Here is a 24,960-nt window from a genome sequence, read left to right as displayed (position 1 = left end):
GCGAATTCGGCACCGAATTGCGGGCGTTCGCGGACCCGCTGAGCGGCAGTGGCATGCTCGTGCTGATGTCGGGTTTGCTGGTTGCCGGAACCACGAGCGATGCGGGCAAAAGCACCGTGACCGCCGGGCTGTGCCGCGCGCTGGCCCGGCGCGGAGTGAAGAAGGTGGCTCCGTTCAAGGCGCAGAACATGTCCAACAATTCGATGGTCTGTTCCGGCCCGGACGGCGAGGGCGCGGAGATCGGACGGGCGCAATGGGTGCAGGCGCTGGCGGCCAAGGCGACACCCGAGGTGGCGATGAACCCGGTTCTGCTCAAACCGGGCAGCGACCAGCGCAGCCACGTGGTGCTGATGGGCAAGCCCTGGGGCGAGCTGGATTCGGCGGACTGGTTGCAGGGGCGACGGGCGCTGGGCGAGGCCGCGCATCAGGCGTTCGACGACCTCGCCGCCCGCTATGACGTCGTCATTGCCGAAGGTGCCGGCAGCCCGGCCGAAATCAATTTGCGCGCAGGCGATTACGTCAACATGGGCCTGGCCCGCCACGCCGGGCTGCCGACCGTGGTGGTGGGGGACATCGACCGCGGCGGCGTCTTCGCCGCGTTCCTGGGCACCGTCGCACTGCTCAGTGCGCAGGACCAGGCGCTGATCGCGGGTTTCGTGGTCAACAAGTTCCGCGGCGAACTCGATCTGCTGAGGCCGGGACTGCTCGATCTGGAGCGTCTCACCGGGCGAACGGTGTTCGGCACCCTGCCCTGGCACCCCGATCTGTGGCTGGACTCCGAGGACGCCCTGGACCTCGAGGGCCGCCGCGCTTCGGGCAGCGCGGCGCGGCGGGTGGCCGTGGTGCGGCTGCCGCGGATCAGCAACTTCACCGATGTCGACGCGCTGGGCTTGGAGCCCGCCCTCGACGTCGTGTTCGCCGCCGACCCGCGCGCGCTCGACGGCGCCGACCTGATCGTGTTGCCCGGCACTCGCGCCACCATCGCGGACCTGGCCTGGCTGCGGGCGCGGGGTTTGGACCGCGCGGTGCTGGCGCATGCGCGGGCGGGCAAGCCGGTGCTGGGCATCTGCGGCGGATTCCAGATGCTGGGCCGGGTGATCCGTGACCCGGAGCGTGTCGAGGGTTCGCAGGGCGAAGTCGTCGGCCTGGGATTGCTCGATGTGGCAACCACTTTCAGTGCCGACAAGGTGCTGCGGTTACCGCGTGGCGAAGGCCTCGGCGTGCCGGCGTCCGGATACGAGATCCACCACGGCAGGGTCGCCCGGGCAGGTCCGGTCGAGGAGTTCCTCGGTGGGGCGCGCGACGGCGCGGTATTTGGCACCATGTGGCACGGCTCGCTGGAAGACGACGGCTTCCGCTCGGCGTTTCTGCGCGAGACGCTCGGATTGTCTTCGGGCGCCTGCTTTTCGGACGCCCGGGAGCGGCGCCTCGACCTGCTCGGCGACCTCGTCGAACGCTACCTGGACGTCGATGCGTTGTTGGGTCTGGCCCGTCACGGCTGCCCGCCGGGCCTGCCGTTCCTGCCTCCCGGTGCGCCGTCCTGAGTCCCTCTAGCCTGGGCCGCCGTACTGCCAGACCAGGCTGTGGTTGCCGGTCATCGTCGGGTTGCACCACATCGTCTGGCCGTCGGCGTCCTTGGTGGTGGCGTGCAGCGTGGTGCACGAGTCACCCGCGGACGGAGGTTGGGCGTGGGCCGTGCCGGTGCCGGTCGCGAACGCGATCGACCCGGCAGCGAGGAGCAACATCGATGTGCGAATCCGGCGCATGGCGTCTCCTTCCCTAGCTCGCCGTCGAACCACGGTATCCCCGGCCGGAGCTACTGACAAAGGATTGTCGGCGAAGAACTCGCCCCGTAGCTAGAACACGTTCTAGTCTGTCAAACCATGGGATTCCTCAAGCCCCAACTGCCAGAGGTCGACATCGAGGAATGGAGCAAGGGCACCCGGGCCGAGAAGATTCGCCCGATGGCCCGGCACTGGGCCGAGGTGGGCTTCGGCACGCCGGTGGTGATGCACCTGTTCTACGTCGGCAAGATCCTGCTCTACATTCTGTTCGCCTGGCTGATTGTCTTCAGCACCAAGGGGATAGACGGTTTCACCAACGTCCGGGCCTGGTACGCCGAGCCGATCGTCTTCGAAAAGGTCGTGCTGTACACGATGCTGTTCGAGGTGGTCGGCCTGGGCTGCGGGTTCGGTCCGCTGAACAACCGGTTCTTCCCGCCGATGGGCTCGATCCTGTACTGGCTGCGGTTCGGCACCATCCGGCTGCCACCCTGGCCGGACCGCGTACCCATGACCTACGGCACCAAACGCAAGCCACTGGATGTCGCGCTCTACGCGTTGCTGCTGATCCTGCTGGTGACCGCGTTGTTCACCGATGGCAGCGGTCCGATGCCGGAGTTGGGCAGCAAGGTCGGGGTGCTGCCGACCTGGCAGATCGTGTCGATCCTGGTGGTGCTGGGCGCCGCGGGGCTGCGCGACAAAGTGATCTTCCTGGCCGCCCGCGGCGAGGTTTACGGGTCGCTGACGGTGACCTTCCTGTTCGGTGCCCCCGACATGATCGTCGCCGCCAAGCTGGTGTTCCTGGTGATCTGGATGGGCGCGGCCACATCCAAACTGAACAAACACTTCCCGTTCGTCATCTCCACGATGATGTCCAACAACCCGCTGTTCCGACCCCGTTTCATCAAACGGATGTTCTTCGAGAAGTTCCCCGACGACCTGCGGCCCGGCCTGCTCTCGCGGCTGTTCGCACACGTCAGCACTTTGATCGAGATGTTCGTGCCGCTGGTGCTGTTCTTCTCCCACGGCGGCTGGCCCACCACGGTGGCCGCGATCGTGATGGTGTGCTTCCATCTGGGCATCCTGACCGCGATCCCGATGGGGGTGCCGCTGGAGTGGAACGTGTTCATGATCTTCGGTGTGCTGTCGCTGTTCGTGGGGCACGCCGGCGTCGGCTTCAGCAACGCCAAACACCCTGTGGCGGTGGCGATCCTGTTCGGCCTGCTGGTGAGCATCGTGATCGCGGGAAACCTGTTCCCGCGCAAGATCTCGTTCCTGCCCGGCATGCGGTACTACGCCGGCAACTGGGACACCACCCTGTGGTGCATCAAGCCGTCCGCGGCCGACAAGATCAGCCGCGGCGTCATCGCGATCGCCAGCATGCCGCAAGCACAACTGGAGCGCTTCTACGGCAAGGACCGCGCCCAGATCCCGATGTATCTCGGATATGCGTTCCGTGCCATGAACACTCACGGCCGGGCGTTGTTCACCCTGGCGCACCGCGCGATGGCCGGACAGAACGAAGACGACTACGTCCTCACCGACGGTGAGCGAATCTGCAGCACCGCCATCGGCTGGAACTTCGGTGACGGCCACATGCACAACGAGCAGTTGATCGCAGCCATGCAGCGGCGCTGCCAATTCGAACCCGGCGAGGTGCGGGTGGTGCTGCTCGACGCCCAGCCGATCCACCGGCAGACCCAGCGCTATCGGTTGGTCGACGCCGCCACCGGCGAATTCGAGCACGGCTACGTGCGGGTCGCCGACATGGTGACGCGGCAGCCGTGGGACGACGAGGTGCCCGTCTACGTGGAGACCTGAGTTTCCTGCGCCCGGCGGCACCCTTTCTGCGCCCAGCGTCACGCCAGCGTGACGGTGGACGCCGAGCGCCACGCTGGCGTGACGCTCGGCGCACACGGGTCAGTTATGCCCCGGCCCGTACCTCTTCGGCGGCCGCGACCATGTGCTCCAGCGACGCCGTCACCTCGTCGGTGTTGCGCGTTTTCAGGCCGCAATCCGGGTTCACCCAAAGACGTTCCGCGGGAACGGCTTTCAACGCCGCCCGCAGCGACTCGGCCATCTCCCGGGTACTGGGCACCCGCGGCGAGTGGATGTCGTAGACACCCGGTCCGACGCTGTTGGAGAAGCCGATCGCGTTGAGGTCGTCGAGCACCTCCATGTGCGAGCGGGCCGCCTCGATGGAGGTGACGTCGGCGTCCAGGTCGGCGATCGCACCGATCACGTCGCCGAACTCCGAGTAGCACAGGTGGGTGTGGATCTGGGTCGAGTCGTCGACACCGGAGGTGGCCAGCCGGAACGCACCGACCGCCCAGCGCAGGTAGTCGTCCTGATCGGCGCGACGCAGCGGCAGCAGCTCCGCAACGCAACGCCGGCTCGTCGACCTGGATGACCGCGATGCCTGCGGCCTGCAGATCCACCGTTTCATCCCGAATCGCCAGGGCCACTTGGTTTGCCGTGTCGGCCAGCGGCTGGTCGTCACGGACGAATGACCACGCCAGGATGGTGACCGGACCGGTCAGCATGCCCTTGACCGGCTTGTCGGTCAGCGACTGCGCGTACCTGGCCCACTCCACCGTCATCGGGTGCCGGCGGGTGACGTCGCCGTAGAGGATCGGCGGCCGGACGCAGCGGCTGCCGTAGGACTGCACCCAGCCGTTCTTAGTGGCGAAGAACCCCTCCAGCTGTTCGGCGAAGTACTGCACCATGTCGTTGCGCTCCGGCTCGCCGTGCACCAGCACGTCCAGTCCCAGCCGCTCCTGCAGCGCGATCACCGCGGCGATTTCCTGCCGCATCCGGCGGGTGTACTCGGCCTCGTCGATCTCCCCGGCGACCAGCGCCGCACGGGCTTTGCGAATGTCGACGGTCTGCGGGAACGACCCGATCGTGGTGGTCGGCAGCGGTGGTAGGTGCAGGCGCTCTTCCTGACTGGCGCGGCGCCGCGCGGCGTCGCCGCGGTGGGTTCCGGACGCCAGGATCGAGTCGATGCGGGCACGAACCTGGTCGTTGTGCAGCCGCGGGTCGTTGTGGCGGGAGGCTACGGCGGCGTTGGATGCGGCGATCTCGTCGGCAACCGAGTCGCGGCCGTCACGCAACGCACGCGCCAAAACCACCACCTCACGCACCTTTTCGGCGCCGAACGCCAGCCAGCTGCGCAACGCGTCGTCCAACTCGGTCTCCGGCTCGAGTGAGTAAGGCACATGCAAGGTGGAGCAGGACGTGGAAACGGCTACCGACCCTGCCGACCCCAGCAGCGTGTCCAGCTTGTCCAGCGCGGCCTGCAGGTCGGTGCGCCAGATGTTGCGGCCGTCGACGACCCCGGCCACCAGCGTCTTGTTCGCCAGCTCAGGAACCGCGGCCACCGCGGTGTCGGCACCGTAGACGAAGTCGACACCGATCGCCTCGACGGGGGTGCGTGCCAGCGCCGCCAGGGCGGCGCCCGGATCGCCGAAATAGGTGGCGACGTAGATCGCCGGCCGGTTGGCGACGGCGCCCAGCGCGTTGTACAGCGCCTCAGCCAGCGCAGGGGCGTCCGGGGAGATGTCGGTGACCAGCGCGGGTTCGTCGAACTGCACCCACTGGGCGCCGCAGTCGGCAAGCAGCGACAACAATTCGGAGTAGCTGGGCACCAACTCCTGCAACCGCTCGATCGGTGCGCCCCCGCCGTCCACGGCCTTGCTGAGCAGCAGGAACGTGACCGGACCGATCACGACGGGACGGGCGGGAACCCCGAGCTCCTGTGCCTCTTTGAGCTCGGAGAGCACCTTGTCGGGGTTCAGCGCGAACCTGGTCGACGGCCCGATCTCGGGCACCAGGTAGTGGTAGTTGGTGTCGAACCACTTGGTCATCTCCAGCGGAGCGACCTCGTCGTTGCCGCGCGCGGCCGCGAAATAACGGTCCAGCTCGTCGGCGATGCCCTGCACCCGGGCCGGCAGCGCGCCGAGCAGTACCGCGGTGTCGAGCATCTGGTCGTAGTAGGAGAAGGTGTTCACCGGCACCGAGTCCAGGCCGGCGGCGGCCAGGCCCGACCAGGTGTCGCGGCGCAGCGTTGCGGCGACCGACTCCAGGTCGGATCGGCTGGTGCGCCCGGCCCAGTAGCCCTCGGTGGCGCGCTTGAGCTCGCGCCGGGGGCCGATACGGGGTGAACCGGTAATGGTTGCGGAAAATGGTTGTGTGGTCACTTGCGGTCCTTCAATCGACGGGTGGTCACCGCCCGCGGACGCGCAGCCGATCGCGTTGCGGCGGCAACCTCGCAGTGCATTAACCGCAACAGCTTCGGCCAAACGCCCATTCCACGAGGCGATGTGCCGCCGGACGCGGCGCGTCCGGCACAACTGGCAGGTCTTCGGACTCGCAGGCGCGCACCCGTGCCGGTGCTCCTAATGGCCGTCGCTTCCCGGTCCTTTCGGGGACCAGTGCTTGCTGGGACGGCGGTCGTTCCTGCTTACCGCTGCGGGACAGTCCCGGATTCTCACCGGGTTCCCTCTCGTGCGGCTCAGGTGCCGCACTCGATGCCGGCGCCGTGAGGCGACGGCAGACCAGCTGCGGAAATCAGCGTACTCCGCGCCTGCGGTCAGCGGTTCACGGTCATGCGGTTGCCAGCGCTTCGGCGATGGGAACCTCGCCGTTGTTGAAGTTGATGGTCCGCCCGATGGTGGAGTCGTCCTGCAGGGCCGCGGCGACGACGGCCGCGACGTCCGCGCGCGAAACCTCACCCTTGGCTTTGTCCACCTCGATGTGGCCGGTGCCGGAATCCAGCGTCAGCCGGCCGGGCCCGAGCACCGTCCAGTCGAGATCGGTGGCACGTAGGTGGGCATCGGCGGCGGCTTTCGCCTCGGCGTAAGCGAAGAACGAATCCTCCGGCGATACACCGTGGTTGGGGCCCGCTCCGAAGTACGACACCATGACGAAGCGCTTGACGTTTGCCCGTGCCGCGGCGTCGATCACGCGGATCGCGGCGTCCCGGTCGACGGCGTAGGTCCGCGCCGGATCGCCACCGCCGGCCCCGGCGGAGAAGACGACGGCGTCGTGGCCGGCCAGCAGGTCGGCCAGCGCCTCGGTGTCAAGCTGCTCGATGTCGGCGGTGACCGGTTTGGCGCCGGTGGCGGCGACCTCGTCGGTGTGGCCGGGGTTGCGGAACACCGAGGTGACTTGGTCACCGCGTTCGGTCAGGATCCTGGCCAGCTGCAACGCGACCTTGCCGTGGCCGCCGATGACGATGATATGCATCATCTTTCCGACGTTACGCGCCACCTAGGCCGAAACTGAACTGAGGGCGGATCTTTCGCGCATCGATGACCGCTTGGTTGTGCCCGGCGGGCTCCCCGAGGGACGCTATTTACCGCGTACTGCCACACCGCGCACGACGGTGTCGCGCGCCAGCAACAACGACGTGCGGGTGCCCACCTCGCGCAGAATGTTCTCCGGGATCCACTGCATCCCGATGACGCAGCGGGCCAGCATCGTGGTGGAACCGGTGTCGGCACGTATCTCTTCCGACCGAATGCCTTCGGACAGCAACGATTTCATCTGACGCAACCGGGTGGTGTACGACCAGCCCGGGTTTACCGTGTCCCGCGGCGGCGACTGCCGCATCCAGGCCAGCTGGATGCGGAATTCGTCCGAAAACTGGTCCAGCGCATTGACGTTGACCCAGCTCAAGGCGTCGAGCTTCTCGATCGGCGTCGCATTCGAGCGCAGCACGTCGACCCAACCCGCTTCGACTTTCTGGCCGAATGAACGCATGATCGAGGCCAGCAGTTCGTCTTTGGAGCCGATCACTCGGTAGACCGTCCCAGTGCCCAGACCGGCCGCGGCGGCGATGTCGCGGATCGTGGTGACCTCATAACCCTTGCGGCCGAACTCCGTCCGTGCGACGGCGCGCAGGTGTGCCGCCTTGTCGCTGGGGTCGGCCTCGCTGTCGTCGGCCCAGGACTCGATGACCGCACTGGCCGCGGCAAACGCCTTGGACCGATCCAGCACCCGATCCGTGGGAGGACGGGATGCCAGACCCTGCAACATGATTCGGCAGAGCAGTGCGGCCACCTGATCGGCCGACGAGTTGGCCCGCATGACGTCGAGCCCGACCTGCAGCATGGTCTGGCAGATGCGGTCGGCCAGGATGGGCAGGTCGACATCGGCCTTGATGTAGCCGCTCCACCGGGCGGCGCGCAGCGTCTGCAGCATCGCCTCCTGCATAGCGACGGGGCGCTGCTGCGTCAGCCGCATCAGCTCGGGATCGGCGCTGGGCCCCTCGTAGAACGACATCTGCAGTGCGGCGCGATGCCGCACCGCACAGTTGGCGATCGCGCGCCCCAATTCAACGATCTTCTCGGCGGGCGGTCGTGAGTCCGGCTCGTCCAGCTTCGCCTGCGCGCTTTGCCCGATGTGTTCCAAGTCGGCCTGGTAGCGGCGGATCAGCTCGACCAGAATGGCTTCCTTGGATTCGAAGTGGTGATAGAGGCTGCCCGGCAGAATGCCTGCCGCATCGGCGATTTCCTGCAGCGAGGTGCGCAGGCCCGAGGTGGCGATCAGTGCGGCGGCGGTCTGGAGGATCTCGGTGCGGCGGGTGCCGCTTTCGATTGCGCTGTCGGTCATGGCCGGCGGGTCGTCGCCGGGGAGGGGCGCAGCGTTTGCACCATGCGAATCCCGTCCTCCTGCCGAACCAAATCTTTGTTAGAGGCTATCAGACCGCCCTCGGCGAACGCGCTGCTTACGGGGCGTGCGCACGGCTGCACACATCATCGTAGATGGGCGGCCGGGCCAGCGTCGTGCGCGCCGCGGTCAGGTGGTGACGCCGAGTTGTGCGGCAACACCGAATACTTCCTCGAAGATCGATCCCGGCACGGTGAACGGCTCGGTCGCCGAAACTTCGGCCAGATGACGACGAAGACCCGGGCGAATCGGCCGGCGCAAGCCAGCACGTCGTCGGCGGTCGGTTCGCTGTCCTTTTCGGCGAACCAACCCTGGCCCAGGCCGTCAAGGGCTTTCTGATCTCCCACGGTTTCGGTCACCATGCGCGAAAAGCCGAATGGCAGCACGGTATTGGACAGGATGCCGTGCTCGGCCCCCTCGATGGCGATGACATTGGACAGGCCCACCAAGCCGGCCTTCGCGGCGGCGTAATGGGCTTCCAGCGGCTGCCCGAACATGCCGCCGGAGGACGAGACGAACACGAACCCGCCGTACTTCTGCGCTTTCATCAGCCGGTACGCCGGCTGACTGAGATAGAACCCGCCGTCGAGGTGCACGGTGAGCATGCGCCGCCAGTCGTCGGGGGACAGTTCGTCGAACGGGATGCTGTTGAAGATCCCGGCGTTGCTCACCACGGCGTCGAGGCGGCTGAAGTTGTCGAGGTGTCCGAGCCGTCGCCGTTCATGGTTCCGCCGAGGTCGCTGACCACGACGGTGGCCCCCCGACGGGCCAATTCCAGTGCGTAGCGGCGCCCGAGGCCGCGTCCGGCGCCGGTGACGATCGCGACCTGGCCGGTGAAATCGATCATCGTCGACCTCCCGCGGCGAGCTGCGCGCCGACTTCGACGAGATAGTGATCCGGGCCGCCCAGCAGCGCACTCCAGCTCAGCAAGCGCTTGAGGTAGAGGTGCGCATCGTGTTCCCAGGTGTATCCGATGCCGCCGAACACCTGGATCGCGGTGTCGCCGACGGTGGCAAGCCGGCCGGCGAATGCCTTGGCCCGCAACGCTGCCAGGTGCCGCTCGGCGGGACACGAGTCGGAAGCCCACAACGCGTGGACCACGCCGCTGCGGGCCAGCTCCACCGTCTCGTACATGTCCACGCACAGGTGCTGCACAGCCTGGAACGAGCCGATGGGCGCTCCGAATTGCGTTCGGGTCTTTGCGTATGCGACGGCCATGTCCAGCACGGCGCGCGCGGCCCCGAGCGCGTCGGCGGCGGTCGCGATGAGCAGGTCATCGATCACCGCGGCGACGTCGTCGGGCGTCAATGCGCCCAGGTACTGCGCCTCGGCATCGGCCAACTCGACGCCAAACTGCTTGCGGGTCTTGTCGATTCCGCGCTCGGGGATCACCGAGACGCCGGGCCCGGTGGTCTTGACCGCGAATACACCGGTGCCGTCGGGGCCTACTGCGGATATCAGCAGCAACTCCGCGGCCGCCGCGTCGGGCGCGACCAGTGCGGGCGAACTGACGAAGAAACCCCCGTCTCGGACCGAGACCGCGGCCGGCTGCTCGCCCAGTCCCGCCACCGTCACGATGGCGGTGCCGTCGGCGATCTGCGCGAGGATCCGCGAGGCGGGTTGACCGCCGAGTCGGGTTAGTAGGCGGGTGGCCGCGACGGCCGTCGACAGCCATGGGCCCGGGTGCAGGGCGGCGCCGAGTTCTTCGGCGACGACGCCCGCTTCGACCATCGTCGTACCGGCACCGCCGTGTTCCTCGGGCACGAGCAGGCCCGTCGCCCCGAGCTCGGCAAGACCGCGCCACACCGGCTCCGTGATGCCGGTCGGGTCGTCGAGTAGGGGCCGTACATGCTCCGAAATCGATGCTCGCTCCGCAAGAAAGCGGCGCACCGTGTCGCGCAGCGCGACCTGTTCGTCGCTCAGTTCGAGGTTCATTTGCGCGGCAGCCCCAGGACTCGCTGTGCGGTGATGTTCTTGTTGATCTGACTGGTACCGCCGGCGATGGTCAGTGAGCGCGACGACAGCCGGTAGTCGGCCCAGTGGCCGCCGCGGGTGCCCAGCACGTCGAATGCGAGCTCGGACAGGTCCTGGCCGATCTCGCCCCACACCGTCTTGGCCAGGCTGGCCGACCCGAGCGGGTCGCCACCGTGCAGTGTGGCCGAGATCGAACGCTGGCACAGCACTTCCAGATACTTGATCCGGACGCCGAGCTCACCGAGCCGGCACAACACCACCGGGTCGTCGAGCACGCTGCCCGAGGAGTCCGCCGCTGCGAAGTCGGCCACCAATTCGTCAAGTCGCACATGCAATTCCGCGTACAACCGGGCTGCGCCGGCGCGCTCGTGGCTCAACGTGGTGGTGGCGACCTGCCAGCCGGCGTTGAGCGGACCGAGCAGCGCATCGGCGGGCACCCGCACGTCGTGGAAGAAGACCTCGGCGAAGTCCGAGTCGCCGTTCAGCGTCACCAGCGGACGGGCTTGGATTCCGGGCAAGCTCATGTCCACGATCAAGCAGGAGATCCCCCGGTGCTTCGGGGCATCCGGGTCGGTGCGCACATACAGTTGGCACCAATTCGCCTTGTGGCCCAGCGAGGTCCAGATCTTCTGACCGGACACCACGAAGTCGTCGCCGTCACGGACCGCCTTGGTCCGCAGCGCCGCCAGATCGGATCCGGCTTCCGGTTCCGACATGCCTTGGCACCAAATGTCGTCCGCGCGCATCATCCGGGGCAGCAAGGTGGTCTTCTGCTGCTCGGTACCGTATTGCATGATGGCCGGCGCGATGTTGTTCATCCCGATGACGTTGAGCGGCAACGGCGCTCGCGCCCGGGTGGTTTCCTCGGTGAAGACGAGCTGTTCGAGTACCGTGGCGCCCCGGCCGCCGTACTCGCGGGGCCAGGAGACCGCGCCCCAGCCGGCATCAGCAGCGGTGGCGTCCCACGCGCGCAGCTTGCCGAAGGTGGCGTCGTCGCGGGCCGACGGCCGCCGGGCGGCGCGCAATTCGTCGGTCAGATTCGCCGACAGCCAGGTACGCAGCTCATCGCGGAAGCGTTCCACCTCCGCTGGATATGAGAAGTCCACGTTTCCTATTCGACCTCACCGGATAGTCTGCCGCCAAGCCGACCCTACGTTGGAACAGATATTTGCTCAATGCGCGGAGGTCGATTGACGGCGGTCGAACCGGACTCTACGTTGGAACAGATATTTGGTCAACGAGATACCTGGGGGTTCGCGTGGGTGACGACGCTCCCGACGACCAGGCTCTGGCCATGTTCGCGTCCGCTCTCGCCGGTCGGGCCGTAGCCGTGGCCCGACTGCCACCGGGTGAGCATTCGTGGACCGACGGTCAGAGCATCTATCTCGCCGCCGGCGCGAAACTCGAGGCCCTCCGCGCCGTGGCGGTGCAGGCGTCGTTGATCGCGGCGGGCAGCCTGGACCCCGAGGTGGTCCGGGCGCTCGTCCGCCACCCGCGTCTGGCTAAGCGGTATCTGGCGATCGAGGCCAGTCGCGCGTTGCGTGCCAACGCCGCCTTGTTGCCGAAGATGTTGGCGCCGTTGGCCGCTCGTGAGGTGCCCGGTGACAGCGATTCGCCGGCCGCCTCACTGCGTCTCGCCGAGGGGCGAACGGCCATCGACGATCCGGCGCCGGAGTACGGCGTGATCCGCGCCTCGAAAGTACTGGCCGCCTGCGCTGAAACCGCCAAGCAGCCGGCTCAGGCGAGCGCACCGCACGTGCCGCGCAAGTCCCAGGACCCGGCCGAACTCGAAGGGCTGGGCGACGGCGAGTTCGACGACTCCGACGATCCGGACATGTTCACCAGCCCGGTCGGTGGGGCCGGCTTCATCGGCAAGTGGCTCAAGAAGATGTTGTCCTCCAGAAGGGGGGCCGCCCACGGGACCGGCGGGCCACCGGGTGCTGACACCCCCACCCACCGCACCAACTCCGGCAAGCGCGGCGCGCGGGCGGTGTCGTCGCGGGCTGCGACCGTTAGCGAGGAGGATCGCATCCACGACGCGCAGGCCGACGGCGCACGGTATCCGGAGTGGGACGCTACGCGCAGGCGCTACCGGGCCGACTGGTGCACCGTGCGTGAGGTGGAGCCCAAGATCAAAGCGGCTGCGACGCAGGCGATCGACGACGCCATCAGCGTCCGGCGACCGCTGGCCCGACTCGGCATGGGTCTGCACCGCCGGGCCCGGCAGTCGCAGGGCGACGACATCGACATCGACGCGGCGGTCGAGGCGCGCGTCGAGGTGCGGGCCGGGGTCGGCGCCCGACGAGTCGGTCTATCTGGACAGCCTGCGCCGCCGCCGTGACCTTTCGGTGCTGCTGCTGCTCGACGTGTCCGGGTCGGCGGCCGAGCCCGGAACGGTGGGGCGCACGGTGCACGAGCAACAGCGGGCGGCGATCGCTAATCTTGCTGTGGCGCTGCATGATCTGGGCGACCGGGTGGCCATGTACGCGTACTACTCGCAGGGCCGCGGTGCGGTGAGCATGGTGCCGGTCAAGCGGTTCGATGACCATCTCGACACCCGGGTGATGCGGCGGCTCAACAGCCTGGAACCCGGAGCGTACTCACGGCTGGGTGCGGCGATCCGGCACGGCTCGACGGTTCTGCAGGCACGCGGGGGGGACGGCGCGGCGGCTGCTGGTGGTGCTGTCGGACGGACTGGCATACGACCATGGCTACGAGCGGGCCTACGGCGCCGCCGATGCTCGCCGGGCATTGTTGGAGGCGCGACGCCGGGGGACCGGTTGCGTGTGCCTGACGATCGGCGCGGGCACCGACGTGCACTCGCTGCGCCGCGTGTTCGGCAGCACCGCGCATGCGACCCTCGGGCGTCCAGACCAGCTCGCGGGCGTGGTTGGACCGCTCTTCAGGTCCGCGTTGCGTTCGGCGGAGGCCCGCCGCGCGTTTCCCGCCGCGCCGTCTCCCGCCGCGTCGTTTCCCGCCGCGTCGTCTCCCGCCGCGTCGGGCGTCACGCTGGCGTGACGCTCGGCGCCCACGGTTGCGCTGGCGTGACGCTAGGCGAGAAGGTTCGGCGCGCGAAGTCCGGCGCGCGGAGGTTGGCCGCGTCGTCTCCCGCCGCGTCGGGCGTCTCGCTGGCGTGACGCTCGGCGCCCACGGTTGCGCTGGCGTGACGCTCGGCGAGAAGGTTCGGCGCGTGAGTGGCGCAGGGAATGCTTTGGCCCAGAATATAATTGGCACGCCGGAACCGCGCGGCGACACAATCCACCGAGCTCTTGAAACAAACATCTGTTCCGGCTAAGCTGCCGGATTGGACGGAAAGGAAGTCAATGGCCGACGAGTCCGGGCTCGCCTACCGCAACGGTGCTCGATCCGAAGTCGCGCCGGCGCGTCCCTACTATCAAGCGGTTGGCCGGGAAGAGGCCGTGTTCAAAGCCGCGTATCGGCAGGGACTGGCCTTGGTCCTCAAGGGCCCGACGGGCTGCGGCAAGACGCGATTCGTCGAGGCGATGGCCCACGACCTCGGCCGGCCGCTGATCATCGTCGCCTGCCACGACGATCTCACCACCGCCGACCTGGTCGGCCGGTACCTGCTGCGTGGCGACGAAACGGTGTGGGTGGACGGCCCCTTGACACGCGCCGTGCGCGAGGGTGCCATCTGTTACCTGGACGAGGTGGTGGAAGCGCGGCAGGACACGACGGTGGTATTGCACCCGCTCGCCGACTACCGGCGGCACCTGCCGATCGAACGCCTCGGCGTGACCCTGGACGCGGCGCCCGGATTCGGCCTGGTGGTGTCCTACAACCCCGGTTATCAGAGCGTCCTGAAGGACCTCAAGGACTCCACCCGTCAGCGCATGGTCGCCATCGAATTCGATTTCCCCGCAGCCGATGTCGAGGAGCAGATCGTCGCGCACGAGGCCGGCGTCGACGGCGACACCGCGGCCGAGCTGGTGCGCTTCGGGCAGGCCATCCGGCGCCTGGAAACCGGCGGGTTGCGCGAGGTCGCCTCGACTCGCGTGCTGATCGCGGCGGGACGGCTGATCGCCGAGGGGCTGACCAGGCCGGAGGCGGCACTGGCGGCGATCGCCGGGCCGCTCACCGACGATGTCGCGGTGGGCAGGGCGCTGGCCGAAATGGTCGAGGTCTATTTCGGCACGACGGACGGGGTCGACGGATCACGCAATTGACGCTGCATAGCCCCACGGCTAGGGTCTGAACAAATATTAGGTTTCGTCCCGCGCGGGTGCCGGCGCCGGGCAGATTGGGGAGGTCGATGTCCTACGAAAGCCAGGCGGAGCCGATCAAAGTCGGCTACCTGATGGATTTCAAGCTGCCGCCCGGCTTCCCCGAGGAGCTGTTCGCCTCCTTCACCCAGACGTTCGACCTGATCTTCGAAGAGGCACTCGCCCAAGGTCTGATGGACCGTCCCGTGCAGATGATCTATCGCGAGGTCGAGGGTCTGCCCAAAGGTTCGGTCAAAGCTGTGATCGATGCGTACGCGGAGCTCGTCGACGAGGGCTGCCTGGTGGTCTTCGGTCCCAACATCACCGATAACTGTGTGCCGTTGCGGGAGGCGATCGAGGAACGCTTCAAAGTTCCGGCGATCAGCGTGACCGGCACCGACGACTGGCTGGGCGAGTGGACCTTCGCACTCCCGCAGGGGTCGATGACCGACGAGCCGATCTTTCTCGCCGACCTCATCGCCAAACGCGACCTCACCCAGATCGGTGTCCTGGTCGAGCAGAGCCTCATCGGGGAGAGCTACCTGAAGAATCTGCGAAGTGCCTGCCGGCGCAAGGGCATTCGGATCGTGGCGGAAGTCACGGTCGCGCAGACCGCCCAGGACATCAACGACGCCGTGCGGACCTTGCACGAGGCGAAGGCCGAGGCGATCGTGCACCTGGGATTCGGCTTCGGGATCGTGTTCATCAACCCGGCGCTGCAGGCCGTTGACTGGGACCCGCCCCGCTTCACCACCACCGCGTGGCAGAACGCCTGGGTCAACCCGATCATGTGGAACGCGTTCCTGGGCTGGATCGGCGTCGACCAGTACGACGAGGCGAACAAGATCGGGCAGGACTTCCTCGACGCCTACGCGGAGAGGTACAACGGCAGTCGCCCGGAATTCTGCGTGACCGTGGTGAACCGCGACGTCGCCGCCACACTGGTGCGGGCGTTCACCGACGCGCATCCGCTCAGTCCGCGCGGGGTCAAGGAAGCGCTGGAGCGGGTCAAGATGCTGCCCGCCGCATCGGGCGCGCCCGGCACCCGGGTGTCGTTCGGGAAATGGACGCGCCGCGCCTGGATGGGGGCCGGGTACCTGGTGGCGCGGACGCTGGACGCCGACGGGGTCAACTCGCACCTGGTCGACCGCTTCGGAGAGTGAGGCACCGATGAGCACCGACCAATCGCTGGTCGCCGCCGAGCGGCCCGAGGACCCCGGGCGGACCAGGAAGCGCGGCTGGGGCGGTTGGATCGCCGGTGCCGCGCTGGCCGCGTTCGTGCTGTTCTTCATCGCGAATTGCCGTGTGGCCCTTGACCAGCGCGTCGCGAACCCGAATGTGCAGGGTCGGCCCCGCCCGGTGAAATTCTCGTTCGGGCTGGACTACATCACCTTCCTCGATGCCGCGACAGTGGTGGCGCTCATCCTCCTGTTGATCGTCTTCGTCAGGGGCTGGCGACGCAATCCCGGCAGCCCGGTGATGCTGATGTTCCTTTGCACCACGCTGATCGTGTGGCAGGACCCGATCATGAACTGGTCGCCGTTCGCGGTCTACAACCCCGACCTCGTGCACTGGCCGGAATCGTGGCCCCTGGTGTCCTTGTCGCCCACGGTCGAACCGTTCGTGGTCTTCGGCTACGTGATGTTCTACTTCGGCCCCTACTTCCCGGCGGTGTGGATCCTGCGCAAACTGCAGGCAAAGCACGGACCCGAGGCATTCGTCTCGCGGCACCCGCTGGTGTGTCTGGGGATGCTGGCATGCGGGATCGGGTTCGTCTTCGATGCCTTTCTGGAAAACACCCTGATCCACTGGGGCATGTACATCTACTCGCAGGTGATCCCGTGGGGCTCGGTGTTCACCGGTACGACGTTCCAGTTCCCGCTGATCTGGGAGTCGCTCTCGGTGACGTTCGTGATGGTGCCCGCCGCGATACTCTGCTACCGCGACGACACCGGAAAGTCGGTCGCAGAGAAGCTCGCCGCCAAGGCCAAGATCCTCCCGAGCAGGCCGGTACTGGCCACCTTCCTGGTGATGTTCGCGATCATCAACGTGTCCTATTTCGCCTACGGCGCCTGGTTCTGGGTCATCAAGGTCAGCCATGCGGCAACTTCGGTCGCCTGTCCGTGGCCGTATCCTGAGGCCAAAGTGTATGACCCGCAAGGGTTTTACGAGAAGGCCGGCGCGCAGGGCCCGTACTCGGTGGGTATCTGGTCGACCTGGGCGAGCGGAGAGCCGAACGGGCGTCCGCACGTCGAACCGCCGCCGCCCGGCCAAGGCGCCTGTGCGGCCCCGGGCAACAATGGCTGAGCCGCGCACCGTCGTCATCACCGGCGCGTCACGCGGGCTGGGGTTCGCCTCGGCGGTGCGCTTGTACCGCGAAGGATGGCGAGTGATCGCCGCCATGCGCACACCCGACCGCGGGCTGCCACTGCTGCGACAGGCCACCGGAGCCACCGAGGACGACGACAGACTGATCGGTGTCCAGCTCGACCTCACCGACCCCGCCTCGATCACCGCGGCGGCCAAAGCGATCGAAGAGTCGGTGGGCGCACCCTACGCGCTGGTGCACAACGCCGGAATCTCCGCCGCCGGGGTGGTGGAGGAGAGCGATATGGCGCTGTGGCAGAACATGTTCACCACCAGCGTGCTGGGTCCTGTCGCGCTCACCCAGGCGCTGTTGCCGACGATGCGGGCGGCCGGCCGGGGACGCATCGTGCTGGTGTCCAGTGCGGCCGGCGTGCGGGGGCAACCCGGCACCGCTCCGTATTCGGCGGCCAAGGGCGCCCTGGAACGGTGGGGCGAGTCGATGGCCGTGGAGATCGCGCCGTTCGGCCTCGGCGTCACCGTGCTGGTGGCCGGCACCTACGACACCGAGATCATCACCGACGCCGGCACCATCGACGCGCGCGACTTCACAGGCGCCTACGCGCGGCTGCACACCACCATGAACACCCGCGGCCGGTTCGCGATCCGATTCGCCAGGCCGCCCGAACGATTCACCGACGGCCTGCTCAAAGCTCTCGCCGACACCAAGCCGTTCCGCCGCCGCGGGGTGGGGCCGGACGCGTCGATGTTGCTGGCCGCCAACAGGATTCTGCCGGCATCGGGAATGCATCAGGTGTCCCGGGTGGTACTGGGCATTCCCCGGCAGGGGTCGATGCGGGACGGGGCGTGGCCCCTGACGACAGCTCAAAAAGCGATGGTGTTCGCCGCCCGGGTCATCCCACAGCCGATTCTGCAGCGGCTGGCCGCGCGGTCGAAAAAGGACTAGAAGGAGCAGCAGTGGAACAGCTTTTCGACGACCTGGAAGACTTCGGCGCCTTCGACGACGCGATCTCCGGCGACGTCCGCGACCCCTACACCGAGTTGGCGCGACTGCGCCGCGAGCAGCCGGTGCAACGTTTGGAAACCTCAGGCGCGCTTCCGCACGAGGAATCCTTGCCGATGTTCATCGTGTACCGCCACGAGGACATCCAGCAGATGTTGCGCGACAACGAAACCTTCTCCTCGGCGGCCGTCATCGCGGCGTTCGGGCCGGTACTGGGCGAACGGGTGATGCTCGGCATGGACGAGCCCGTGCACGGCCGGCTCCGCTCACTTGTGTCAAAGGCGTTCTCGCAGAAGTCGTTAGCGCGCTATCAAGACGAGTTGGTCGCCCGGGTGGCCAACAGCCTGATCGATAAGTTCGCGCCCAACGGCCGGGCAGATCTGGTGCAGGAGTTCACCTTCGACTACCCGAGCCAGATCATCGCGGGCTTGCTGGGCCTACCCGAGCAGGACTACCCGCAGTTCCAGCGCTGGTCGATCTCGCTGCTGAGTTGGCTGATGAACCCCGAGCGCGGCCTCGCGGCCGCGGCCGCGCTGTGTGAGTACTTCGCGCCCATCCTCGAGGCGCGCCGCGCCGAGCCCAAGGACGATCTGATCAGCGCTCTGGGGGCGGCGGAGATCGACGGCGAGAAGCTCGCCGACGAGGAGATCTTCTCGTTCCTGCGACTGCTGTTGCCCGCCGGAGTGGAGACGACGTATCGCTCGCTGGGCAGCCTGCTGCTGGCGCTGCTCTGCGCCCCCGCGCAATTGGAGGCGATCCGGGCAGACCGGTCGCTGCTGCCCCAGGCCATCGAAGAGGGTGTGCGGTGGGAATCGCCGCTGCTGACGATCACCCGGGTGGCGACCCGGGACACCGAACTCGGCGGAGTGGCGATCCCGGCGGGGGCGACGGTGATGCCGATGCTGGGCGCGGCCAACCGCCAGGAGGACCGCTATCCCGATCCGGACAAGTTCGACATCCACCGGCCGGCCAGGGCGCATCTGGGCTGGGGCCACGGCGTGCACGTCTGTCTGGGCATGCACCTGGCGCGACTGGAAATGCGCACCGCGATCAACCTGCTGCTCGATCGGCTGCCCAACCTGCGCCTGGATCCCGACGGCGACGACCCGCACATCCGCGGGCAGGTCTTCCGGTCTCCTACCTCGGTTCCGGTGCTGTTCGACCCCCGGTAGCGGACCCCGCAGCAGCGGGAAACTTGCCAATCGGCTAGTTTCCGGTAAGGCTCTCCATAGCCCTTCGCACGAGTCAGAAGAGAGTGACAGGTATGTCTGAAACTGTAAAGGTCCGTTTCGAGCCGAAGATGATGATCGACGGCAAGCTCGTCGACGGCCAGGCCGGTACCTTCACCAACATCAACCCGGCCACCGAGGAGCCCCTCGGTGAGGTCGCCGACGCCTCCAAGGAGGACATGCACCGGGCTATCGACGCCGCCCGGCGGGCCTTCGACGAGACCGACTGGTCGACCAACAAGGAGTTGCGTAAGCGCTGTCTGCTGCAGCTGCACGACGCCATCGAAGAGGAGAAGGAAGAGCTGCGTGAGGAGCTCATCCTCGAAGTCGGCTCGCCGCGGGCCATCACCTTCGGGCCCCAGTTGGACGCACCGCTGGCCGACGGACTGAAGTACCCGGCCCGGCTGATCGACGAGTACGCCTGGGAAACCGACCTCGGCGACCGGGTGATCAGCCTGACCGGAGCCAACACCACCATCAAGGTCTGGCGCGAGCCGGTGGGCGTGGTCGGCGCCATCGTGCCATGGAACTTCCCGTTCGAGGTCACCGTCAACAAGCTCGGCCAGGCACTTGGCAGCGGCAACACCGTCGTTCTCAAGCCGGCGCCCAACACCCCGTTCAACGCGACCCGGCTGGGTCGCCTTATCGCTGAGAAGACCGACATCCCCGCCGGTGTGGTCAATGTCGTCACCGCGTCGGATCACTTTGTGGGTGAAGAGCTTACGCTCTCACCCAAGGTCGACCTGATCTCCTTCACCGGCTCGACCGTGGTCGGCAAGCGGATCATGGAAAAGGGCGCGGCGACCATGAAGCGGCTCTTCCTCGAGCTCGGTGGCAAGTCGGCCACCATTGTGCTCGAAGACGCCGATTTCGGATTGGCCTGCGCCATCGGCATCGCGCCCTGCATGCACGCCGGGCAGGGCTGCGCCAACCCCACCCGGATGCTGCTGCCCCGATCCCGCTACGAGGAGGGCGTGGCCATCCTCAAGAGCATCTACGAGAACGTCACCTGTGGTGACCCGCAGGATCCCGGAACCCTGTGCGGCCCGGTGATTTCGCAGGTGCAGCGCGACCGCGTGATGGGCTACATCCGCAAGGGCGTGGAGGAAGGTGCCACCGCCCTGGTCGGCGGACCCGATGCCGAGACTGGTTTCGACAAGGGATTCTTCGTCCGCCCAACGCTTTTCACCGATGTCGACAACTCGATGACGATCGCCCAGGAGGAGATCTTCGGGCCGGTGCTCTCGGTCATCCCCTTCGACGACGAGGAGGACGCGATCCGGATCGCCAACGACAGCAAGTACGGACTGGCCGGAAACGTGATGTCGGGCTCGCTGGAGCGTTCGCTGGCGGTGGCACGCCGCATCAAGGCCGGCTTCATGGGCGTCAACGGCGGCGCCCCCTACGCCGCCGACGCGCCGTTCGGCGGTTACAAGGACAGCGGTGTGGGACGCCAGAACGGTATCGCCGGCTTCGACCAGTACACCGAGATCAAGACGGTGGGTTACCCCGCCGTCTGACCCGGTGAGCCGATAGCCACCGATGTCCCGGCGGACAACTTGATGCGCTGACTGCGTAACGGTGTTCAGTCGGTGCGGTCGGCCCAGCCGGGTGGAAGTTCGCCGGGGGCGCAATCGATCACCGATTCGTCGTCGGTCCCGACCCGCTCGAAGCGGGTGATGTAGGCGAATTCGGGCACGACGTAGATCGGATAGGTCGGTCCTCGATCGCGGTAGGCGTGCATCTCGTCGAGATGCTCGTTCTGGTAGCACACGGTGCGGTCGCCGTGTTCGCGAATCCACTGCGGAAAGAAGATGACACCGTGCAGTCGCCGCTTTCCGGGCATGACATTGACGGCCACGCAGGTGCCGGTGGGTTCGGTCCACGAGATTTTGAAGCTGTCCTCGTCGAGTTGGACCAGGTCGACCTGCTGGCCCTTGACCCAGCGTCCCCCGACGTGGCCGGTGTGAATCCGGTAGTCGATGGTGTGCTCGTTCTTCACGTACATCTCATACTGCCAGCCGTTGGCGTAGGTGTAGATGAACCGGCAGCCCACGATTCCGGAAAGATCCTGAGCGGGAACCGGATTGGAGACCGATGGCATGGAGGGCTCCGTTCGTCGGGTTGGCGCCAGCGGAAGGGGCGGCGCATTGGATCCACCCGATCGTAGACACCGGGGCCACGACGGAGGGTGCGGCCGGGCACCCCGGCACCGCCCCGCCGCAGTGCTTAGACGACAATCGGAGGAAATAACACGTGTCAAAGGAGACATCCCATGGCTGAAGCAGTCATCGTCGAGGCAGTTCGTTCCCCGGTTGGCAAGCGCAACGGCGGGTTGTCGGGTGTGCACCCGGCCGAGCTGTCCGCGCAGGTACTCAATGGTTTGGTCAACAAGGCGGGCCTCGACCCCGGCCTGGTCGAAGACGTCATCTGGGGTTGCGTGATGCAGGCCGGTGAGCAGGCCCTCGACATCGGCCGTACCGCGCTGCTGACCGCCGGCTGGCCCGAGACCGTGCCCGGTGTGACCGTCGACCGTCAGTGCGGATCGAGTCAGCAATCGGTGCACTTCGCCGCAGCAGGCGTGGTGGCCGGTCACTACGATGTCGTGGTCGCCGGGGGAGTCGAGTCGATGTCGCGCACGCCGATGGGCGCGTCGCTGGCCAACGGCGGCCGGCCCTACCCGGAGGGTTTCCTGTCCCGCTACAACGGTCAGATTCCCAACCAGGGCATCGGGGCCGAGATGATCGCCGAGCAGTGGGGCTTCTCCCGCACCGACCTCGACCAGTTCTCGCTGGACTCGCACGAAAAAGCCGCTGCCGCACAGGATTCCGGTGCCTTCGACGACCAGATCATCGGCATCAAGGATTCCGAGGGCAACGTCGTGCTCAAGGATGAAGGCATCCGCCGCGGCACCCCGATGGAGAAGATGGCCTCGCTGAAGCCGGCCTTCAAAGAGGACGGTGTGATCCACGCCGGCAACTCCTCGCAAATCTCCGACGGTTCGGCCGCACTGCTGTTCATGTCCGCCGAGAAGGCCAAGGAACTCGGCATGAAGCCGATCGCCCGGGTGCACACCGCCTGCCTGGCCGGTGCAGACCCGGTGATCATGCTGACCGCGCCCATCCCGGCAACCCAGAAGGCGCTCAAGCGCTCCGGCCTGTCCATCGGCGACATCGGCGCCTACGAGGTGAACGAGGCGTTCGCGCCGGTTCCGCTGGCCTGGCTCAAGGACATCGGCGCCGACGAGAAGAAGCTCAACCCCAACGGTGGCGCGATCGCGCTGGGCCACCCGCTGGGCGGCTCCGGCGCCCGGATCATGACCACGCTGCTGTATCACATGCGGGACAACGGAATTCGCTACGGACTGCAGACCATGTGTGAGGGTGGTGGGCAGGCCAACGCGACGATCCTCGAGCTGCTGTGACAGACGCTCCGGGCGCCCTCACCGAGCGCCGCGGCAATGTGATGATCATCACGATCAACCGGCCCGAGGCGCGTAACGCGATCAACGGCTCGGTCAGCATTGCCGTCGGCGACGCGCTCGAGGAGGCGCAGCACGATCCCGAGGTGCGGGCGGTGGTGATCACCGGCGCGGGCGACAAGTCGTTCTGCGCCGGTGCGGACCTCAAGGCCATCGCCCGCCGGGAGAACCTGTACCACCCGGATCACCCGGAGTACGGATTCGCCGGATACGTCCACCATTTCATCGACAAGCCGACCATCGCCGCCGTCAACGGCACCGCGCTGGGCGGGGGTACCGAACTGGCGCTGGCCAGTGACCTGGTGGTGGCCGACGAGCGGGCTCAGTTCGGGCTGCCGGAGGTCAAGCGCGGTCTGATCGCCGCGGCCGGCGGGGTGTTCCGGATCATGGACCACCTGCCGCGCAAGGTGGCGATGCAACTGCTGATGACCGGGGAGCCGTTGTCGGCGGCCGACGCTCTCCGCTGGGGCCTGATCAACGAGGTGGTCAAGGGCCCGGTGCTGGACGCGGCGCTGGCCCTGGCGGCCCGGGTGACCTGCAACGCGCCGCTGTCGGTGCAGGCCAGCAAGCGCATCGCCTACGGCGTCGACGACGGCGTCGTCACCGGCGACGAGCCTGGCTGGGACCGCACGGTGCGGGAGATGAAGACGCTGATCCGCACCGAGGACGCGCGGGAGGGTCCGCTGGCGTTCGCCGAGAAGCGCGAGCCGGTCTGGAAGGCGCGGTAACCCGCCCCCGTTACGAGGCCAGCATGTTGACGGCCCAACCGAACAGCGGGGGCAGCAGCGCGCACGCTGGCACCAGGGCGCGCCGTACCGGCCGCGGCGTGCTGGCCAGCACCAGGCCACGGGTGAGCAGTCGGTAGTTGCGGGTGACGCGGTGCCAGGCGCGCTCGTAGGACTGCGGCACGTCCCCGGCGATGGCCCGCACCGCCGCACCGGCCTGCTTGACAGCCAGGCTGACACCCTCGCCGGTCAGCGCGTCTTCGTAGCCGGCGGCATCGCCGACCAGCAACACCCGGCCGGCGACCCGGCGCGACACCACTTGCCGTAGCGGCCCGCAGCCGCGGGCGGGTCCGCGTTCCGCACCCTGCAGGTGAGGAGAAAGTGTTGGGAACCAATCGAATTCGGGCCGCTGCCGGGACAGGATGGCCACCCCGACCAGATCCGGTTCGACGGGCGTCACGTACGCCTCGCCCCAGCGCGACCAGTGCACCTCGACGAACTCCGAGAAGGCCGGTACCCGGTAGTGCCAGCGCAGGCCGTGGCGCCGTGGGGTACCGGTGGTGGCCTTGATTCCGACAGCTCGCCGCACCGCCGAATGCAAACCGTCCGCTCCGACCAGCCACCGCGCCCGCAGGCCGGCGGCGCTCACCCCGTGCGCATCCTGTTCGACTGCCCGCACCTTGGTCCGGATCCATTCGGCGCCTTGCTCTTTGGCACGCGCCGACAGCGCGGCGTGCAGCGTGGTGCGCCGCACGCCGCGGCCCGGGCCGGTGCGAAACAACGCCTCGGCGCGGCGGTGCTCGCTCACGTAGGCGATGCCCCGAAACGGCATACCCGCGGGGTCGACTCCCAGCGCGGTGAGTTCGGCCAACCCGCCGGGCATCAGGCCCTCGCCGCACGCCTTGTCGATCGGGTCCGGCCGAGGTTCGGCCACGATCACCGAAAGTCCTTGCGCACGAGCATGTAACGCGGTGGCCAGGCCGCCGGGCCCGCCGCCGACCACCAGCAGGTCGGTGTCGAAGCGGTCGTTCACGAGTAGCCCAGCGCCGAGTTCTCCACCCGCAACCGCACCGTCAGCAGGGCGGCATTGGCCACGGTGAAGACCAGCGCCGTGATCCATGCGGTGTGTACCAGCGGCAGGGCGACGCCTTCGAGCACCACCGCAACGTAATTCGGGTGATGCATGAACCGGTACGGGCCACGGTTGACCAGCTGCGCGTGCGGCAGCACGATGACGCGGGTGTTCCACCGCCGGCCCAACGACCGGATACACCACCAGCGCAGACCCTGACACAGCACCACCACCACCGCCATCGGCCAACCGAGCCAACCGATGAACGGGCGGTGCAAAGCCCACGGCTCGACCAGGCAGCCGACCAGCAGGGCGGTATGCAGGGTCACCATCGCCACATAGTGGCGCTGGCCAAACTCGTTGGCGCCCTGAGCGAACGACCATGCGGCGTTGCGCTTTGACACCACCAGTTCGGCCAGCCGCTCCAGCACGACCGCCAAGATCAGCAGGTAATACATCGTGTCACCACTCTAAAAGC

Annotated in this window: 18 protein-coding genes, 3 pseudogenes and 1 riboswitch; of the genes and pseudogenes, 11 read left to right on the top strand and 10 right to left on the bottom strand. The window is 67.5% G+C overall.

From position 1 onward, the window contains the following. Positions 1-65: 65 nt before the first annotated feature. A complete protein-coding gene (locus L6444_RS23695; RefSeq protein ID WP_236984376.1) occupies positions 66-1,544 on the top strand; it encodes a cobyric acid synthase in 1,479 nt (492 codons plus the stop codon). A 6-nt stretch (positions 1,545-1,550) separates the two neighbouring features. On the opposite strand, the gene L6444_RS23690 is transcribed toward L6444_RS23695, so the two are convergent. Continuing rightward, the gene (locus L6444_RS23690) at positions 1,551-1,766 is read right to left on the bottom strand and encodes a hypothetical protein (protein WP_236977596.1); all 216 of its coding nucleotides are present in this window, start codon (positions 1,764-1,766) and stop codon (positions 1,551-1,553) included. Between the two features lie 117 nt (positions 1,767-1,883). Here L6444_RS23690 and L6444_RS23685 point away from each other — a divergent pair, with 117 nt between their 5' ends. Beyond that, complete coding sequence (locus L6444_RS23685) at positions 1,884-3,602, top strand: DUF3556 domain-containing protein (protein WP_236977595.1); 1,719 nt, start codon at positions 1,884-1,886, stop codon at positions 3,600-3,602. Positions 3,603-3,705: 103 nt separating this feature from the next. On the opposite strand, the pseudogene metE reads toward L6444_RS23685, so the two are convergent. From metE to L6444_RS23655, 6 genes and pseudogenes are all read right to left on the bottom strand, one after another. Then, positions 3,706-5,980 (bottom strand): annotated as a pseudogene (gene metE, locus L6444_RS23680) (5-methyltetrahydropteroyltriglutamate--homocysteine S-methyltransferase). A gap of 138 nt (positions 5,981-6,118) precedes the next feature. After that, positions 6,119-6,353, bottom strand: a riboswitch (cobalamin riboswitch). 33 nt (positions 6,354-6,386) lie between these two features. Further along, the gene (locus L6444_RS23675) at positions 6,387-7,031 is read right to left on the bottom strand and encodes an SDR family oxidoreductase (protein WP_236977594.1); all 645 of its coding nucleotides are present in this window, start codon (positions 7,029-7,031) and stop codon (positions 6,387-6,389) included. Positions 7,032-7,133: 102 nt separating this feature from the next. Beyond that, complete coding sequence (locus L6444_RS23670) at positions 7,134-8,396, bottom strand: TetR/AcrR family transcriptional regulator (protein WP_236977593.1); 1,263 nt, start codon at positions 8,394-8,396, stop codon at positions 7,134-7,136. Between the two features lie 186 nt (positions 8,397-8,582). After that, positions 8,583-9,300 (bottom strand): annotated as a pseudogene (locus L6444_RS23665) (SDR family NAD(P)-dependent oxidoreductase). Continuing rightward, entirely contained in the window at positions 9,297-10,388 is a 1,092-nt protein-coding gene (locus L6444_RS23660; protein ID WP_236977592.1) for an acyl-CoA dehydrogenase family protein, read from the bottom strand. The pseudogene L6444_RS23665 and the gene L6444_RS23660 overlap by 4 nt, the downstream one beginning before the upstream one ends. Beyond that, positions 10,385-11,533 (bottom strand): acyl-CoA dehydrogenase family protein, encoded by a 1,149-nt coding sequence (locus L6444_RS23655; protein WP_236977591.1) that lies wholly within the window; start codon positions 11,531-11,533, stop codon positions 10,385-10,387. The genes L6444_RS23660 and L6444_RS23655 overlap by 4 nt, the downstream gene beginning before the upstream one ends. A gap of 152 nt (positions 11,534-11,685) precedes the next feature. On the opposite strand from L6444_RS23655, the pseudogene L6444_RS23650 reads away from it, so the two are divergent. From L6444_RS23650 to L6444_RS23620, 7 genes and pseudogenes are all read left to right on the top strand, one after another. Next, positions 11,686-13,445 (top strand): annotated as a pseudogene (locus L6444_RS23650) (nitric oxide reductase activation protein NorD). A gap of 305 nt (positions 13,446-13,750) precedes the next feature. After that, on the top strand, positions 13,751-14,611 hold the full coding sequence (locus L6444_RS23645) for a CbbQ/NirQ/NorQ/GpvN family protein (RefSeq protein ID WP_236977590.1): 861 nt from the start codon (positions 13,751-13,753) through the stop codon (positions 14,609-14,611). Between the two features lie 86 nt (positions 14,612-14,697). Then, positions 14,698-15,810, top strand: a complete 1,113-nt coding sequence (locus L6444_RS23640) for an ABC transporter substrate-binding protein (protein ID WP_236977588.1) — start codon at positions 14,698-14,700, stop codon at positions 15,808-15,810. Between the two features lie 7 nt (positions 15,811-15,817). Beyond that, positions 15,818-16,954, top strand: coding sequence for a spirocyclase AveC family protein (locus L6444_RS23635; RefSeq protein WP_236977586.1), 1,137 nt, complete (start codon positions 15,818-15,820; stop codon positions 16,952-16,954). Continuing rightward, entirely contained in the window at positions 16,947-17,918 is a 972-nt protein-coding gene (locus L6444_RS23630) for an SDR family oxidoreductase (RefSeq protein WP_236977584.1), read from the top strand. The genes L6444_RS23635 and L6444_RS23630 overlap by 8 nt, the downstream gene beginning before the upstream one ends. 11 nt (positions 17,919-17,929) lie before the next feature. Continuing rightward, positions 17,930-19,147, top strand: coding sequence for a cytochrome P450 (locus tag L6444_RS23625; RefSeq protein WP_236977582.1), 1,218 nt, complete (start codon positions 17,930-17,932; stop codon positions 19,145-19,147). Between the two features lie 92 nt (positions 19,148-19,239). After that, positions 19,240-20,724, top strand: a complete 1,485-nt coding sequence (locus tag L6444_RS23620) for an aldehyde dehydrogenase family protein (RefSeq protein ID WP_236977581.1) — start codon at positions 19,240-19,242, stop codon at positions 20,722-20,724. 65 nt (positions 20,725-20,789) lie between these two features. Here L6444_RS23620 and L6444_RS23615 read toward each other — a convergent pair whose 3' ends face one another. Continuing rightward, on the bottom strand, positions 20,790-21,308 hold the full coding sequence (locus tag L6444_RS23615) for a phenolic acid decarboxylase (RefSeq protein ID WP_236977580.1): 519 nt from the start codon (positions 21,306-21,308) through the stop codon (positions 20,790-20,792). Between the two features lie 171 nt (positions 21,309-21,479). Here L6444_RS23615 and L6444_RS23610 point away from each other — a divergent pair, with 171 nt between their 5' ends. Together L6444_RS23610 and L6444_RS23605 are read left to right on the top strand one after the other, a co-directional pair. Beyond that, positions 21,480-22,628, top strand: coding sequence for a thiolase family protein (locus tag L6444_RS23610; protein ID WP_236977579.1), 1,149 nt, complete (start codon positions 21,480-21,482; stop codon positions 22,626-22,628). Continuing rightward, on the top strand, positions 22,625-23,413 hold the full coding sequence (locus L6444_RS23605; RefSeq protein WP_236977578.1) for an enoyl-CoA hydratase-related protein: 789 nt from the start codon (positions 22,625-22,627) through the stop codon (positions 23,411-23,413). The genes L6444_RS23610 and L6444_RS23605 overlap by 4 nt, the downstream gene beginning before the upstream one ends. Before the next feature lie 10 nt (positions 23,414-23,423). On the opposite strand, the gene L6444_RS23600 is transcribed toward L6444_RS23605, so the two are convergent. Together L6444_RS23600 and L6444_RS23595 are read right to left on the bottom strand one after the other, a co-directional pair. Further along, the gene (locus L6444_RS23600; RefSeq protein WP_236977577.1) at positions 23,424-24,443 is read right to left on the bottom strand and encodes an NAD(P)/FAD-dependent oxidoreductase; all 1,020 of its coding nucleotides are present in this window, start codon (positions 24,441-24,443) and stop codon (positions 23,424-23,426) included. Beyond that, positions 24,440-24,940 carry an isoprenylcysteine carboxyl methyltransferase family protein gene (locus L6444_RS23595; RefSeq protein WP_236977576.1) on the bottom strand — a complete coding sequence of 167 codons (501 nt, stop codon included), beginning with the start codon at positions 24,938-24,940 and terminating at the stop codon, positions 24,440-24,442. Before L6444_RS23595 ends, L6444_RS23600 begins: the two co-directional genes overlap by 4 nt. Between the last annotated feature and the right edge of the window lie 20 nt (positions 24,941-24,960).

Source organism: Mycobacterium kiyosense (assembly GCA_021654635.1).
Classification (GTDB): domain Bacteria; phylum Actinomycetota; class Actinomycetes; order Mycobacteriales; family Mycobacteriaceae; genus Mycobacterium; species Mycobacterium kiyosense.
This window is presented reverse-complemented; position numbering and strand designations above follow the sequence as displayed.